Source organism: Lysobacter silvisoli, from assembly GCF_003382365.1.
Classification (GTDB): domain Bacteria; phylum Pseudomonadota; class Gammaproteobacteria; order Xanthomonadales; family Xanthomonadaceae; genus Lysobacter; species Lysobacter silvisoli.
Map to the genome: position 1 here is coordinate 412,176 of NZ_QTSU01000002.1, position 13,804 is coordinate 425,979.

The 13,804-nt window shown below is 67.0% G+C and carries 16 protein-coding genes; 2 read left to right on the forward strand and 14 right to left on the reverse strand.

Features of this window, described 5'->3' with window-relative positions; all coding sequences use genetic code 11:
• Positions 1 to 122: 122 nt before the first annotated feature.
• From DX914_RS13020 to hppD, 3 genes are all read right to left on the reverse strand, one after another.
• Positions 123 to 755, reverse strand: a complete 633-nt coding sequence (locus tag DX914_RS13020; RefSeq protein ID WP_115860180.1) for a lectin — start codon at positions 753 to 755, stop codon at positions 123 to 125.
• Positions 756 to 848: 93 nt separating this feature from the next.
• Complete coding sequence (hmgA, locus tag DX914_RS13025; RefSeq protein ID WP_231118293.1) at positions 849 to 2,171, reverse strand: homogentisate 1,2-dioxygenase; 1,323 nt, start codon at positions 2,169 to 2,171, stop codon at positions 849 to 851.
• Between the two features lie 108 nt (positions 2,172 to 2,279).
• Complete coding sequence (hppD, locus tag DX914_RS13030; RefSeq protein WP_115859551.1) at positions 2,280 to 3,374, reverse strand: 4-hydroxyphenylpyruvate dioxygenase; 1,095 nt, start codon at positions 3,372 to 3,374, stop codon at positions 2,280 to 2,282.
• 99 nt (positions 3,375 to 3,473) lie between these two features.
• Here hppD and DX914_RS13035 point away from each other — a divergent pair, with 99 nt between their 5' ends.
• A complete protein-coding gene (locus DX914_RS13035) occupies positions 3,474 to 3,950 on the forward strand; it encodes a MarR family winged helix-turn-helix transcriptional regulator (protein WP_115859552.1) in 477 nt (158 codons plus the stop codon).
• A gap of 245 nt (positions 3,951 to 4,195) precedes the next feature.
• Here DX914_RS13035 and DX914_RS13040 read toward each other — a convergent pair whose 3' ends face one another.
• Positions 4,196 to 4,663 (reverse strand): DUF6265 family protein, encoded by a 468-nt coding sequence (locus DX914_RS13040; RefSeq protein WP_147300665.1) that lies wholly within the window; start codon positions 4,661 to 4,663, stop codon positions 4,196 to 4,198.
• 95 nt (positions 4,664 to 4,758) lie between these two features.
• Between DX914_RS13040 and DX914_RS13045 the strand changes: the two genes are divergently transcribed.
• Positions 4,759 to 5,592 (forward strand): helix-turn-helix domain-containing protein, encoded by an 834-nt coding sequence (locus tag DX914_RS13045; protein ID WP_115859554.1) that lies wholly within the window; start codon positions 4,759 to 4,761, stop codon positions 5,590 to 5,592.
• A gap of 131 nt (positions 5,593 to 5,723) precedes the next feature.
• Here the strand turns inward: DX914_RS13045 and DX914_RS13050 are convergent, their stop codons facing one another.
• The 10 genes from DX914_RS13050 to DX914_RS13090 all read right to left on the reverse strand — a co-directional run bounded on the left by DX914_RS13050 (position 5,724) and on the right by DX914_RS13090 (position 13,737).
• Positions 5,724 to 6,578, reverse strand: a complete 855-nt coding sequence (locus tag DX914_RS13050; RefSeq protein WP_115859555.1) for a hypothetical protein — start codon at positions 6,576 to 6,578, stop codon at positions 5,724 to 5,726.
• A gap of 53 nt (positions 6,579 to 6,631) precedes the next feature.
• A complete protein-coding gene (locus tag DX914_RS13055) occupies positions 6,632 to 7,048 on the reverse strand; it encodes a hypothetical protein (protein WP_147300666.1) in 417 nt (138 codons plus the stop codon).
• A gap of 34 nt (positions 7,049 to 7,082) precedes the next feature.
• Positions 7,083 to 7,730, reverse strand: a complete 648-nt coding sequence (locus DX914_RS13060) for a hypothetical protein (RefSeq protein WP_196778904.1) — start codon at positions 7,728 to 7,730, stop codon at positions 7,083 to 7,085.
• 62 nt (positions 7,731 to 7,792) lie between these two features.
• A complete protein-coding gene (locus DX914_RS13065) occupies positions 7,793 to 8,056 on the reverse strand; it encodes a hypothetical protein (protein WP_115859557.1) in 264 nt (87 codons plus the stop codon).
• A 12-nt stretch (positions 8,057 to 8,068) separates the two neighbouring features.
• Complete coding sequence (locus tag DX914_RS20040; RefSeq protein ID WP_147300667.1) at positions 8,069 to 8,236, reverse strand: DUF2007 domain-containing protein; 168 nt, start codon at positions 8,234 to 8,236, stop codon at positions 8,069 to 8,071.
• 75 nt (positions 8,237 to 8,311) lie between these two features.
• Complete coding sequence (locus tag DX914_RS13070; RefSeq protein WP_115859558.1) at positions 8,312 to 8,950, reverse strand: dioxygenase family protein; 639 nt, start codon at positions 8,948 to 8,950, stop codon at positions 8,312 to 8,314.
• A gap of 162 nt (positions 8,951 to 9,112) precedes the next feature.
• On the reverse strand, positions 9,113 to 10,591 hold the full coding sequence (locus DX914_RS13075) for a peptide MFS transporter (protein ID WP_115859559.1): 1,479 nt from the start codon (positions 10,589 to 10,591) through the stop codon (positions 9,113 to 9,115).
• Between the two features lie 100 nt (positions 10,592 to 10,691).
• Complete coding sequence (locus tag DX914_RS13080; RefSeq protein WP_115859560.1) at positions 10,692 to 12,227, reverse strand: peptide MFS transporter; 1,536 nt, start codon at positions 12,225 to 12,227, stop codon at positions 10,692 to 10,694.
• Positions 12,228 to 12,448: 221 nt separating this feature from the next.
• The gene (locus DX914_RS13085) at positions 12,449 to 12,865 is read right to left on the reverse strand and encodes an NUDIX domain-containing protein (RefSeq protein WP_115859561.1); all 417 of its coding nucleotides are present in this window, start codon (positions 12,863 to 12,865) and stop codon (positions 12,449 to 12,451) included.
• The gene (locus tag DX914_RS13090; protein ID WP_115859562.1) at positions 12,862 to 13,737 is read right to left on the reverse strand and encodes a tryptophan 2,3-dioxygenase; all 876 of its coding nucleotides are present in this window, start codon (positions 13,735 to 13,737) and stop codon (positions 12,862 to 12,864) included. Before DX914_RS13090 ends, DX914_RS13085 begins: the two co-directional genes overlap by 4 nt.
• Between the last annotated feature and the right edge of the window lie 67 nt (positions 13,738 to 13,804).

Sequence of the window (13,804 nt, forward strand, 5' to 3'; positions counted from 1 at the left end):
GCCGCGGGAGCCGAAAGCAACGTCAAAATGGGTTCCGGCTTTCGCCGGAATGACGGGGGTAAGCCCGAGCAATGAGGAAGAGGCTTGTCTGCCGATTCGCCCCCAAGCCCGCGCACCTACGCTTAGGAACAACCCTCGACGTAATCCGCCTGCGGCAGCAGACCCACCCGCCAGGCCGTGACCTTGCCGGCCGCGTCCAGCTCGAACACCAGCTTGGACGGCGCCACGCCGCTGGCGGCGATGGACAGCACTTTGCCGCCCTCGACGTACTTGTGCGGCGTTTCCTCCAGCCCGTCGCGGTACAGCGCGCGCAGCGCCGCCTCGTCCATGCCGACCTTGCCGCCGCCGGGTGCGGCCTCATTCGCGGTGCCCACGTCGTAGCGCACGAACTTGCCGGCCTCGATCATCAGGGCGAAATCGCGCGGCAGCTTGGCGCTCTTGGGCCACAGGTAGTAGCAGGCGGCCGGATCGTCGCTGGGCTTGCCGTTGAGCTCGCCGCCCCAGGCCTGCTTGGCCTCGTCGGTGCTCATGCCCAGGCGCAGGTCGCCGTAGCCGTCCATGCGGGTCATCGCACCGGCCACCGGTTGCAGCGGCGCGGGCGCGGTGGCCGGCGGCACGTCTTCGGGCGGCTGGTCGGCCGGCGGCGACGACGCCGGCGGCGGGTCGGCGGCGGTGGGGCCGGCGGGCGCTGGCGCGCGCTCGCCGCAGGCCGCCAGGGCCAACAGCACGGGGAACGTCAGTAGCCACGGTCGCATCGCATTGCGCATCGTCGTCATCCGGCGGTAGACAGGACGCGCGCAGCCTAGCGGCCGCGCGTGAACGGCGCGCGAAGCGCCGCGGCGGTTCGTTCAGGCCGACGGCGGCGAGAAATGCTTGCGCAGTCCGGCCCAACAAGCCTGATAGCCGCGCTGGCGGTGCGCCGCGTCGAAGGCCTGCGCGGTCGGGCGGATCACCGCGCGGGTTTCGAACATGAAGGCCATGGTGTCGGCGATCACGTGCGCCTGGCTCAAGTCCGCGTGCGAAGCCTTCTCGAAGGTCTCCGCGTCCGGGCCGTGACCGGTCATGCAGTTGTGCAGCGAGGCGCCGCCCGGCACGAAGCCCTCGGCCTTGGCGTCGTAGGCGCCATGGATCAAGCCCATGAACTCGCTGGCCACGTTGCGGTGGAACCACGGCGGGCGGAAGGTGTGCTGCGCCACCAGCCAGCGCGGCGGGAAGATCACGAAGTCCATGTTGGCCGTGCCGGGCGTGTCGCTGGGCGAGGTCAGCACGGTGAAGATCGACGGATCGGGATGGTCGAAGCTGATCGAGCCGATGGTGTTGAAGCGGCGCAGGTCGTACTTGTACGGCGCGTAGTTGCCGTGCCAACCCACCACGTCCAGCGGCGAATGGCCGATGTCGGCGCGCCACAGGTGGCCCTGGAACTTGGCGATCAGTTCGAACTCGCCTTCCACGTCCTCGTAGCTCGCATTCGGGGTCAGGAAGTCGCGCGGATTGGCCAGGCCGTTGGCGCCGATCGGACCCAGGTCCGGCAGGCGCATCAGCGCGCCGAAGTTCTCGCACACATAGCCGCGCGATGCGCCGTCGGGCAGCTCCACGCGGAAGCGCACGCCGCGCGGGATCACCGCGATCTCCTGCGGCTCCACGTCCAGCACGCCCAGCTCGGTGGCCAGGCGCAGGCGGCCCAGCTGCGGCACGATCAGCAGCTCGCCGTCGGCGTCGTAGAAGTAGCGCCCGTCCATCGAACGATTGGCTGCATACAGATGCACGCCCACGCCGTGCTGCGCGGCGGGCGAGCCGTTGCCGGCCATGGTGTACAGGCCGTCGACGAAGTCCACCGGCGTTTCCGGCAACGGCAACGGATCCCAGCGCAGCTGGTCGGGCGACACCGCACCACGCTCGAACTCGCTGTGCAGGCGCGGCTGCGCATACGGCGCGAACGCGCCGTGCATCGCCGCGGGACGGATGCGGTACAGCCAGCTGCGCCGGTTCTCCGCGCGCGGCGCGGTGAAGGCGGTACCGCTGAGCTGCTCGGCATACAACCCGAACGCCGCCCGCTGCGGCGAGTTCTGCCCCTCGGGCAGCACCCCCGCATAGACCTGCGTGGCGAATTCGTTGCCGAAGCCGCTCATGTAGCCGCGCGCGTCCGCGCGCTGGGCTTGCTGCTCGGGCATCGGAATCACGTTGTCGCGGTCGTTGGCGGTGTTCATTCGATTGCGCTCGGTAGCCCCTCGCCCGCTTGCGGGAGAGGGGTTGGGGTGAGGGTGCGTCTGCGCGAAACCTTACAGCACGCCGCGGCGCATCTGGTCGCGCTCGATGCTCTCGAACAGCGCCTGGAAGTTGCCCTCGCCGAAGCCTTCGTTGCCCTTGCGCTGGATGATCTCGAAGAAGATCGGGCCGATCGCGTTCTGGGTGAAGATCTGCAGCAGCTTGCGCTGATGGGTTTCCGGATCGGCATCGATCAGGATCTTGTTCCTGGCCAGGCGCGCCACATCCTCGCCATGGTTGGGAACGCGCTGGTCGATCACCTCGAAATAGGTCTCCGGCGTGTCCAGGAATTCGACGCCCTGCGCGCGCATCGCCTCGACCGTGTCGTAGATGTTGTCGGTGAAGCAGGCGATGTGCTGGATGCCTTCGCCGTTGTAGGCGTCCAGGTACTCGTTGATCTGCGACTTCGGGTCGCTGGACTCGTTCAGCGGAATGCGCACGATGCCGTCCGGCGCGGTCATCGCCTTCGACACCAGGCCGGTCTTGGCGCCCTTGATGTCGAAGTAGCGGATCTCGCGGAAGTTGAACAGCCGCTCGTAGTAGTCCGACCACTTCTGCATGTTGCCGAAGTAGAGGTTGTGGGTGAGGTGGTCGATGAAGGTCAGACCGAAGCCCGTCGGGTTGGGCTCGGCGCCCTCGATGGCCACGTAGTCGTCCGCGTACACCGAGCCGGCGGCGCCGTAGCGGTCCACCAGGTACAGCATGCAGTCGCCGATGCCCTTGACCACCGGCGCATCCACGGCCTTGCTGCCGGCCTTCTCGGTCACCGCTTCGCCGCCGTTGCCGACCACGGTGTCGAACACGGTGGCGGCCGGCTGCTTGAAGCGGATGGCGAAGCCGCAGGCGCTGGGCCCGTGCTTGGCCGCGAACTCGGCGGCGAAGCTGTCCGGGTCCTCGTTGACCAGGAAGTTCACCCCGCCCTGACGGTAGACCGTGATCGGGCGCTGCTTGTGGCGCAGCACGGCGGTGAAGCCGAGCTTGCGGAAATAGTCGTGCAGCATCCCGCCCCGACCGGCCGGGGCGGCGAATTCGACGAACTCGAAGCCGTCGATGCCCAGCGGATTTTCGAAGGTGGTGACCTGCATGCCGAGGTTGGGCTGCGCATTCATGGCATTGTTCCCGGGTAGCGGCCGCACCGGCGACGGACGGCCTGTTGCGAAACCCTTATAGTTTCATATGAAACCAATGCCGGCAAGGTACACCGCAACATGAACAAGCCCCGCCACGCCGAACTCGACCTCGAGCATTTCCTGCCCTACCGCCTGTCGGTGCTGTCCAACCGGGTCTCCGGGGCGATCGCGCGGGTCTATTCGGAGCGCTTCGCCCTAAGCATCACCGAATGGCGGGTCATGGCGGTGCTCGGCCGCTACCCCGGTCTGTCGGCCAACGAGGTCGCCCAGCGCACCGCCATGGACAAGGTCGCGGTCAGCCGCGCCGTGGCCCGCCTGACCGAAGCCGGCCGGCTGGAGCGCGAGACCCACGACGACGACCGCCGCCGCTCGGTGCTGCAGCTCTCGCCCGACGGCTACAAGATCTACGACGAGGTCGCGCCGCTGGCCCTGGCCTTCGAGCGCCGCCTGCTCGACGGGATCGACGCCACCGAGCGCGGCCTGCTGTTCCGCCTGCTCGACCGCCTGGACGAGCTGGAGATCCGCGCCGAGGCGGAGCTACCGGCTGCGAAGTAGCCGAACCCAGCCACGGCCTTTACGCCGTCATTCCGGCGGAAGCCCTACCCCGTCACTCCGGCGTAAGCCGGAACCCATTTTGACTTTGCGCTCGGCACGGATTCGCGCAGGCATGCAAAAGCAACCGCAACATGGGTTCCGGCTTACGCCGGAATGACGGGAGGATGCCGGGTTCCGGCTTGCTCCGGAATAGCGGGGAGGACTCAGCGCTCTTACGGGGTTTCAACCCTTACTAGGTTCAACCTTTACGGGGTGGGTGCACCCTTACAGCGCGCGTACTCGAACGGAATCCGCATCTCCTTGCCGTCGCGCCCCGGTCCCGCGATCTCCGCGCGCAGCCGTTCCCCTTCGCGCCGGTACTCGATGCGCCGCGGAAAGTCGTGCGCCGAGTTCTCGAACCGCACCCAGCCTTCGCCACCCGTCGTGCGCTTGAACGCCGTGGCCGCACGCCCGCCCGGCTGCGCCAGGTAGGTCGCCACCCCGTCCACCGGCTCGATGCGCAGGAACTCGAAACCGCTGACCCGCCCGCCGCGCAGGGTGCGCGAGACGCCGTAGCTGCGCCCGTCGGCGAACGGCAGCCAGCTCTCCTCGATGCGCTCCTCCCCCGCCTGGCTGCACCACTGCCCGGCCAGCCAATCCAAACCGTCGCCGGCGCAGGCGCCAGCCGACCACAGACACAGACCCAGCCCCACTCCGGTCGCAATGCACTTCATGGCAATCCCCTGCTGATGGATGACGGACGCCACGCTAGCGGCGCCCCGCCGCCGCCGGCTTGTAAAAACGCGCAGGGCCGCGCTTTGATGGTGTCATGGACTACGCCGAGCACCCCGCCCCGCCCGAACTGCGTCGCCAGGTGCAGTGCGTCTGGGTGCTGCGCGACCCGGCCCCGGATGCCGGCATCCAGACCGTCTACGCCGACGGCCGCTGCGAACTGATCGCGCACTTCGGCGCGCCCATGCGCCTGCACCGCGGCGACGGCCGGATCGAGACCCAGGCCGCTCTACTGTTCGCCGGCCAGCAGCTGGGGCCGATCCGGCTGCAAGCCACCGGCCCCGTGCATTGCCTGGGCGTGCGACTGACCCCGGCCGCCTCCGGCCTGGTCGCCGGCGCGCGGCTGCCGGCGCTGCGCGACGCGATTCCCGACCTGGGCGAGATCGACCCCGCGTTCGCGCGCGCCTTCGCCGAAGCGGCGCATGGCTTCGTCCGCGAAGACCGAGCTGCGCCGCTATGGCAACTGCTCGCGACGCGCGCCACCGCGCCCGACCGCGCCATCGAACACGCGGTCGACCTGCTCGACCGCCAGGACGGCGACCTGCGCATCGCCGACCTCGCCGCCGCCGTCGGCCTGAGCCTGCGCAGCCTGCAATCGCGCTTCCTCGCCGCCGTGGGCATGAGCGCCAAGGAATACGCCCGCGTGCGCCGCCTGCAGGGCCTGCTGCGCGTCCTGGACGAAGAACGCGCCGCCATCGCCGACGCCGCCGCCCGCCTGGGCTACACCGACCAGGCCCACGCCACCCACGACCTCGGCCGCTGGACCGGCACCACGCCCGCGCGGCTGGTAAGCGCCTTGCGCGGCGATCGCGAGGGCGTAGATGCGCTGCGCCTGGCGGCCGCGTTCGTGCGCGGGCACGCGCGCGCCTGAAGCAGACGCCTTATCCGTCCCACTTGCGCAGGGTGATGTGCATCCACAGGGACCAGGCTTGGCCGCCGTCGATTTCTCGTGACGCGCCTCGGTAAGGCCGCGCGCGTGCAGCGAATGGATGCGCCGCGCCGTTAGGGCCTGTCGCCCGGCTTGTCGCCGCGGAACGCGCTGAACAACCAGCCCACTCCCGCCAGCACCAAAATGGGAGCGAACAACCAACCGCCCGGATTGCTTCGATACTCGGGCTGCCTTTCGATGAAGGTGTTGTAGACCAGCCAGACCAGGATGGCGATGCCGGCAACGACGCAACACAGACCCAGCAGGGCTTGCGGCACACCCATAACGATGCCCAGCATCCACCGCAGCCGGCCACCGGAGCCATCGTTGCGCAGCGCCTGCCCCAGGTCCAGCCAGTACAAGACCGCCAGCGGCAATGCGATCAGGAACGGCACGAAGAAATACCCGCTCAATCGGACCAACAGCAGCGACACCGGCAATGCTGCCAGGGCCAAGATCAGCTTGATCAGTATCCGCTTCGACGATCTTGAAGCCAGCGCGTCGCGCTGCCGCTCCTGCTCCGTCGCCGCCAGCGAGCAGTCCTCGCTGAAATCCGGCCCATCCCCAGCGACCGCTTGGGCTTGCTCGAACGACAGATCCAGTTCGGGCAGACCAGGAATGGCCTCCACCGCCCTTTGCAGCACCGGCGACATGGCCGACTCGGGCTTCTCGACCCGCACGTAGCAGGCCTCGCTCTGGGACCAGTCGTAGGCATACAAGCCTGCGCGGGCATAGCTCTGCCACACCGCTGCGGAGCCCCAGTCCCTGATCTCGATGAGCTCGCCCACCACTTCGTGCGCGACGGCCGATTGCCTCGCTGAAGCGGGAATCGGCCCGTCGCCGGCGGTGGAGAACAAGCCCAGCCGGCCTTCGCGGTCGCGCGCGAACCAGTCGAACTCGTTGGCATCCGTTTCACGGTGTTCTTCCATGGCATGCAACTCCTGAGGATCTCTCGCCGCCTTGCGCAAGCAACATTTCACCGCTAGTCGCGCTCTTTCATGTCATCCGTTCTAATTCGCTCGCGAATCACCGGCTGAGAGCCATCGCAATGCAATTCATAGGCGCGCCCCGTCTCGAATCGTGCTTTCACCATCGGCAGCCAATGCGAGACGTTGACACCATCGTACTGAGGACAACGAAATTGAATCCAATGCTCGCCGGGGTGCAACCTGACGCCGCCTTCTTCGGTGAACAAGTAGCCCGGCAGCCCGACCAAGTTCGACTGAAAGGCCGAGATCGGCCGGCCATCGGGATCGTAGAAGAAGAGCTCAGCGGATTGCGCTCGCCACTGCAAGGCAAAGTCGTTGGGAGGGGCTTCCCCTCGGAAAGCAGCACAGCCCGTCGCCGCGAACAAGGCGCATGCAATCCAAAGCAGATGTTTTCCGACGTATGCACGCACCGCTTACCCCCGATGCCCGTCTATGGGCAGGACCCTACAGCGCCAAATACCGCTCGGCGAAGAAGCTGGCCATGAAGCCCAGCATCTGCTCCTCGCTCAGGCTCTGACTGTCGCGCTTCAACTCCGCGTAGGCCTTCTTGAACTCGTCGGTCTGCTTGAACGCCTCGAACTTACGCGCACGATATTGCTTGAACTCCTCGCCGCTCATCGACAGCTGCTCGATCACGCGGCCGGACGAGACCCGCAGCACCTGATAGTGGTCGTAGGTGGAGCCATAGCCCATGTGCACGTAGTGAATCATCTTCCCATCGGGCACGATCAACGCACCGGTGTACCAGTCGGCGACGATCTGGGTCTTGCCCGGGAACAGGTCGGCCAGGATGCTCTTGCGGGCCATCTCCTCGTCCTTGGCCTCGACCATGATGGTCACGTCCTTCAGCAGCAGCTGTCCATCGGCGACCGCCCAGCGGGCAACGTAGCCGCGCCAGTTGGCCGACGAAATCAGTCCCTCCTTCGGAGGCGTCCAGCCTTTGGCCTGCAGATGCGCATCCAGGGGATTGGTGTTGAGCGCATGCTCCTTGCCGTCGATGAGCAACACGTCCGGAATCTGGGCGGTGGCCAGGGCCAAGGACGGCACGACGAGTGCGCAGAGCAGAGCCAGGGTATGGATCAGACGGTACATGGGACCCCCAAAAGAAGTGACGACAGGCGCAAGTCCAAAACGGCTCACCCAACGGTCCGGGGTTAGCTTCCCGCCTGCACGATCCGCGTTTGTTCCGGCGCCTCGCTCTCCTGGGGATCGGGATAGTGATACCAGCTCGAATGCGGGGAAAACTCCCCGCAGCGCAAACAGGCGGTGTTGCGCCACTGATGGCCGCAGCCGGGGCAGACCCCGCGCGTCCAGAAGGTGTTCCATTGCGTGCCGCAGCCGTTGCGGGTGCACTCCCAACGATCGGCACCGCCGGGCCACCAGGCGCAGCAGGGGCAGTAGATTTCCGGTTCCGACATCGCCGCCCGCCCTCAGTCGCCGTACCACCAGCGGTGACCGCAGGCGCCGCAGCTCAGGCGCGAGGCGCCGGTCGGGAACGTGGCGCGGGCCACGCTGGCAGGAATGCCCTCGGCTTCCAGGCGGGCGCGCAGGATGTGCGCTTCCCAGGGGTCGAAGTAACGGCCTACGGTCAAGAGCATGGCTGACGGCCAAACAGGGCTAAACAACGGATGCGCAGAGCCTACCCGAATCCGGGCCGCCGGCCCGACTGGCGATCACCGGTTCGGCGCAGCGCAGGCGCGATGGCCCGGAATGTTGCGCCCCAGGTGGATATCGCGGGTCACGTACCACACGCCGTCTTTCCTGGCCGGCGTGGACACGCCGTCGCCGCCGCGCTCGCGCACCAGGCTGTCGCGCTGCTTGCGCGTGAGCTTGGGATCGTCGGCGAACATGATGTCGTCGAGGTAGTAGGTCGAGCAACCCGGCTCGATCACGTGCATATGGATGTGCTCGGGCACGTCCTCGCCCGGATAGCTGCCGGGGCGGATGGTGTCGAAGGCGTAGCGACCGGCGGCGTCGCTGCGCACCCAGGCGCGCAGCGTGCCCTGCCGGCGCGTCTCCGGGTCGCGCACCGACGGCGATTGCGGATACACGCCCTGGCTGTTGGTCTGGTAGGCATAGACCACCACGCCGGCACGCGGCCGTCCTGCGGCATCCAGGACCCGCCCGACCACCACCATGGGCGCGCCGGGTTCGGACTTGGGCGCGATGCGCGCCCGCGAGCTGAGCTGCGCCGGCAGACCGTCAAAGACGGCCTCGCAGCCTTCGCAAGGCAAACCGATGACCGGCTCCCTGGCCTGCCCTGACGCTGCGGCACACGCCAACAGCAAGCCGAGCAACAGCACGATGCGCATGAGCCCTCCCGTAGGCAATGCGGACTAGACCTCGCTCAGTACGTGAAACTCCACCGATACCGCCGTGACCGAAATCAAACCGCGCGCCAGGTATAGATGACTGACCCCGGCGCGCTCATCGGTTATCCACTGCACTACGGTTGCGCGGCCTTCATATCGTCCTCACTTCACCCCATGCATCAACTTATTGATGAACGGCGCGAACAGCAGGAACGCCGCGCCCATGCCGAAGCCGGCATATGCGATGTGCGTATAGGTAACCGAGTACTGCGCCAACCCGCCCAGGTCGCCGCCGGACGCCACCGCCGCGACCAGACCGGCCACGTAGTTGCCGATGGCCGAGCACAGGAACCAGGCGCCCATGGCCATGCCGGTGTCCTTGGGTGCGGCCAGCTTGGACACCATCGACAGGCCGATCGGCGACAGGCACAACTCGCCCATGGTGTTGAACAGATAGGCCAGGATCAGCAGCTCCCAGGGAATGCGGCCGTTGCCGTCGGCCATGGTCGCGATGCCGGCCACCAGCACGGTGAAGCCGATCGCCACCAGCACCAGCGCCAGCGCGAACTTGCGCGGCACAGAGGGATTCCAGTTGCGCGCGTCCAGGCGCGGCCAGGCCCAGGCGAACAGCGGCGCCAGCAGGATGATGAACACCGAGTTCGCCGACTGGAACAGGGTGAAGTCGAACGGCGCGTCGACGTGGTCCTTGGCGAAGAAGTTCAGCGAGGTGCCGGCCTGCTCGAACATGCCCCAGAACAGGATCTTGGCCAGGAACAGCAGCAGCATGGCGATGTAGCGGTGCATCTGGATCTTGTCGCCGCTGCGCAGGCTGCCGCCGACGAAGTAGATGGTCAGGCCGATCATCATCGCCAGCAGGATGTAGCCCACGATCTGGGTGCGGCTGAGCATCAGGTACACCACCGGCACCGACAGCGCGCAGCCCAGCAGCACCTTGAACAGGCGCGAGGCGTTGCGCTCGGGCGCCGGCGATTCGCCGATGCGGCCGAGCTGGCCGCGCATCCAGTGGAACATCATCAGGCCGAAGATCATGCCCACGCCGGCCGCGCAGAAGCCCCAGCGGTAGCCGTAGTACTTGCCGATGATGGTGCCGCACACCAGCGGCGCGAGCGCGCCGCCGACGTTGATGCCCATGTAGAAGATGGTGAAGCCCGAATCGCGGCGCGGGTCGTTGGGCGGATACAGCCGCCCGACCATGGCCGAGATGTTGGGCTTGAACAGGCCGTTGCCGACCACGATCACCGCCAGGCCCACCAGGAACCAGTTCAACTGCGGGATCATCAGCAGGAACAGGCCCACGGCCATGATCACGCCGCCGAGCATGATCGAGGGGCGGTAACCCAGGTAGCGGTCGGCGACGAAGCCGCCGAACAGGCCGGTGGCGTAGATCAGCGCGGTGTAGGCGCCGTAGGTCAGGCTGGCCTGCGCGCGCGCCTCGCCTTCCGGCAGCAGGCTGAAGAAAGTGCTGGCCACGTACACGGCCAGCAGCGCGCGCATGCCGTAGTAGGCGAAGCGTTCCCACAGTTCGGCGCCGAACAGCATCCACAGCGCGCGCGGGTGGCCGACGAGTTCGCCGGGCGGCGGCGGAATGAATTCGGGTTCGACGTGTTTGCTGGTGCTCATGCGGGTACGCTCTATGAATTCGGGACGTCAGATGCGGCGACGCCACGGCCGGGGTGACCGACCGTGGCGCGCGCTTTGAAAACCGATGGCGGCGGCGCCTTTATTTGACGCCGTGCATCAGCCGGTTGATCAGCGGTGCGATCAGGAACAGCAGCACCCCCGCGCCGGCCAGGATGTAGAAGCCGGTGGTGTAGGCAGCCAGGGCCGAGGCCGTGGTCATGCCGGTCTCGCCGCTGGCCTGGCCGGCGAAGATGCCGGCGAGGTTGTTGCCGATCGCGATCGACAGGAACCACGCACCCATGGCGAAACCGGTCAGGCGCACCGGCGCCAGCTTGGTCACCATCGACAGGCCGATCGGCGACAGGCACAGCTCGCCCACCGACTGGATCCAGTACACCGCGAACAGCGTCCAGAACGGAATCTTGCCGGTGTCCGGCGCGATCAGGTTGATCAGCGCGAACATCAGCAGCAGGAACGCAAGGCCGTTGAAGATCAGGCCCAGGCCGAACTTGCGCGGGATCGAAGGATTGGCCCGACCCATGCGGATCCAGATCCAGGCGATGATCGGGGCCAGGGTGATGATGGCCACCGAGTTCACGCTCTGGAACCACGACACCGGGAACGAGGGCTCGCCGGCCAGGGCCATGAACAAGCCTTCGAAGCCGATGTTGCGATCGACGATGTTGTCGGCGAGGAAGTTGAAGGAACTGCCGGCCTGCTCGAAGAAGCACCAGAAGAACACGTTGAAGGTCAGGATGATCAGCATCGCGATCACCTTGTCGCGCGAGACCTTGCCCTCGCGGACGCCCTCGACCACCAGCATGATCGCCGGCACGATCAACAGCGCGATCAGGATGTACTGCAGCACCATCGCATTGATGGTCAGCAGGAAGTAGAACACCGGGATCGCGATCAACGCCGCGCCCGCCAGCACCAGCACGCTGCGGGTCAGGCCGGTCTTGTCCGGCGGCGGCAGGCCGATGCCCTTGAGCTGGGAACGGCCGAACCAGAACCAGATCAGGCTCAGCACCATGCCGATGCCCGAGGCGATGAACACCACCTTGTAGGCCGGGGTGCCGTTGACGCCGAACACCTTCTGCGCCAGGTACTGGGTCAGCAGCGGGGCCAGGAACGCGCCCAGGTTGATGCCCATGTAGAAGATGGTGAAGCCCGAGTCGCGGCGCTCGTCGCCCTGCAGGTAGAGCTTGCCGACCATGGTCGAGATGATCGGCTTGAACAGGCCGTTGCCGACGATGATCGTGGCCAGGCCCAGCTTGAACATCTGCTCGGTCGGCGAGGCCAGCAGGAACAGGCCGGTGGCCATGATCAAGGCACCGAGCAAAATCGAACGCTGATAACCGATCAGCTTGTCGGCGATGTAGCCGCCGAAGATGGCCGAGGCGTAGACCAGGGCCAGGTAGGCGCCGTAGAGCTCGCTGGCGGGCTTCTGGAAGCCGGCGTCGCCGCCGTGGAACTGCGCCACGATGTAGAGCACCATCGCCCAGCGGATGCCGTAGAACGCGAAGCGCTCCCAGAATTCCGACATGAACAGCATCCACAGAGGCTTGGGATGCCCCAGGACCTGCTTGAATTCCGGAATGGGTGCGTGACCCTCGGTGCTTGCGGCTCCGCTCATGCGGTGTCCCCCGTGTGTCGAAACTGAATGGAATTGCCCACGCCGACGGCACGGGATCGGGGAGATTTACCGACTGCTGCCGGTGGCGTCAAACCTTTGTGAAGACGGCGGGGTATTGCTGCAATGCAGCAGCACGCTTCTTGTGCCGTCCGTTTTGGCCTGAACGGGGCGCGGATTTGCCGAATCCCGCCGCTGGCCATGCCCGAGCTAGCCGGCTGCGCTCAACCGGCGCCGATCGCCAGCGCTCGCGCCAGCGCCGCGGCGAAACCCGGATGCGCCGGCCCCAGGTGGGCCACGGCTTCGTCCAGCGCGCACCAGCGCAGTTCGTCGTGCTCGTCCGGCCGGGCGTTGCGCGGCTCGCCGCGCCAGGCGGTGACCGCGTACAGCTGCAGCCGCCAGGGTTCCGGCTCAGTGCCTTCCGGGCAGTCCAGCGCCTGCCAGCGCGTCGGCACCACGTCCAGTTCTTCGCCCAGCTCGCGCGCCAGCGCCTGTTCGCAGCTTTCGCCGGCTTCGACATGGCCGCCGATCACGTCCCAGGACCCGGCCAGGAATTCGCGTTGCGGACAACGCCGCCCCAATAGGACGCGGCCCTCGCGCACGAGCAGCGCGCCCACGCACTCGTGCAGGCGCGCGCTCACGCCGGCGGCGCGGTGCCGCCCGGGCCGATGCTGGTGCGCACTTCGAACAGCTCGGGGAAGAAGGTCAGCTCCAGCGCCTGTTTCAAAAAGCCCACGCCGCTGGAACCGCCGGTGCCGCGCTTGAAGCCGATGATGCGCAGCACCGTGCGCATGTGGCGGAAGCGCCACAGCTGGAACTGCGTTTCCACGTCCACCAGGTCCTCGCATAGCGCGTACTCGCGCCAATAGCGGTCGGTGTTTTCGTAGATGCGCTCGAACACCGGCTGCAGCGCGGCATCGGCCACGTGCGGCTCGCGCCAGTCGCGCTGCAAGTGCACGGCCGGGATGTCGTGGCCGAAGCGCGACAGGTACATCAGGAATTCGTCGTACAGGCTGGGCGCGGCGAGCACGCGCTCCAGCTCGGTCTGCGCGGCCGGATCGTGCGCAAACACGCGCAGCATGCCGGCGTTCTTGTTGCCCAGCATGAATTCGATGGTGCGGTACTGCAGCGACTGGAAGCCCGACGACGGGCCCAGGGTGTCGCGGAATCCCATGTATTCCGACGGCGTCAGCGTCTCCAGCACCGACCATTGCTCGGTGAGCTGGCGGAACACCTGCTTGCAGCGCGCCAGCACCTTCTGGCACTGCCAGACCTGGTCGCGGCGCAGGTGCTCCAGCGCGGCGCTGAGCTCGTGGATGACCAGCTTCATCCACAGCTCCGAGACCTGGTGCTGAACGATGAACAGCATTTCGTCGTGGTGCGGCGGATCGGAGCGGCCGTGCTGCGCCGACAACAGCCGGTCCAGTTGCAGGTAGCCGGCATAGGTGATCCGGCCCTGCAGATCGGTGTGGATACCGGTCTCCAGTTCGCGCTGGTTCTTCTCGACGGTCATTAGGGTTCTCTAGCGGGGGCGCCAAGGGTACCGCAGCGCCCGCGGTCCGGACGGTGGACCCCTATGA

Excerpts from the sequence above, each read along its gene's own strand:
- DX914_RS13020 (WP_115860180.1), bottom strand. The coding sequence starts at position 755 with ATGCGACCGTGGCTACTGACGTTCCCCGTGCTGTTGGCCCTGGCGGCC.
- hmgA (WP_231118293.1), bottom strand. The coding sequence starts at position 2,171 with ATGCCCGAGCAGCAAGCCCAGCGCGCGGACGCGCGCGGCTACATGAGC.
- hppD (WP_115859551.1), bottom strand. The coding sequence starts at position 3,374 with ATGAATGCGCAGCCCAACCTCGGCATGCAGGTCACCACCTTCGAAAAT.
- DX914_RS13035 (WP_115859552.1), top strand. The coding sequence starts at position 3,474 with ATGAACAAGCCCCGCCACGCCGAACTCGACCTCGAGCATTTCCTGCCC.
- DX914_RS13040 (WP_147300665.1), bottom strand. The coding sequence starts at position 4,663 with ATGAAGTGCATTGCGACCGGAGTGGGGCTGGGTCTGTGTCTGTGGTCG.
- DX914_RS13045 (WP_115859554.1), top strand. The coding sequence starts at position 4,759 with ATGGACTACGCCGAGCACCCCGCCCCGCCCGAACTGCGTCGCCAGGTG.
- DX914_RS13050 (WP_115859555.1), bottom strand. The coding sequence starts at position 6,578 with ATGGAAGAACACCGTGAAACGGATGCCAACGAGTTCGACTGGTTCGCG.
- DX914_RS13060 (WP_196778904.1), bottom strand. The coding sequence starts at position 7,730 with ATGTACCGTCTGATCCATACCCTGGCTCTGCTCTGCGCACTCGTCGTG.
- DX914_RS13065 (WP_115859557.1), bottom strand. The coding sequence starts at position 8,056 with ATGTCGGAACCGGAAATCTACTGCCCCTGCTGCGCCTGGTGGCCCGGC.
- DX914_RS20040 (WP_147300667.1), bottom strand. The coding sequence starts at position 8,236 with ATGCTCTTGACCGTAGGCCGTTACTTCGACCCCTGGGAAGCGCACATC.
- DX914_RS13070 (WP_115859558.1), bottom strand. The coding sequence starts at position 8,950 with ATGCGCATCGTGCTGTTGCTCGGCTTGCTGTTGGCGTGTGCCGCAGCG.
- DX914_RS13075 (WP_115859559.1), bottom strand. The coding sequence starts at position 10,591 with ATGAGCACCAGCAAACACGTCGAACCCGAATTCATTCCGCCGCCGCCC.
- DX914_RS13080 (WP_115859560.1), bottom strand. The coding sequence starts at position 12,227 with ATGAGCGGAGCCGCAAGCACCGAGGGTCACGCACCCATTCCGGAATTC.
- DX914_RS13090 (WP_115859562.1), bottom strand. The coding sequence starts at position 13,737 with ATGACCGTCGAGAAGAACCAGCGCGAACTGGAGACCGGTATCCACACC.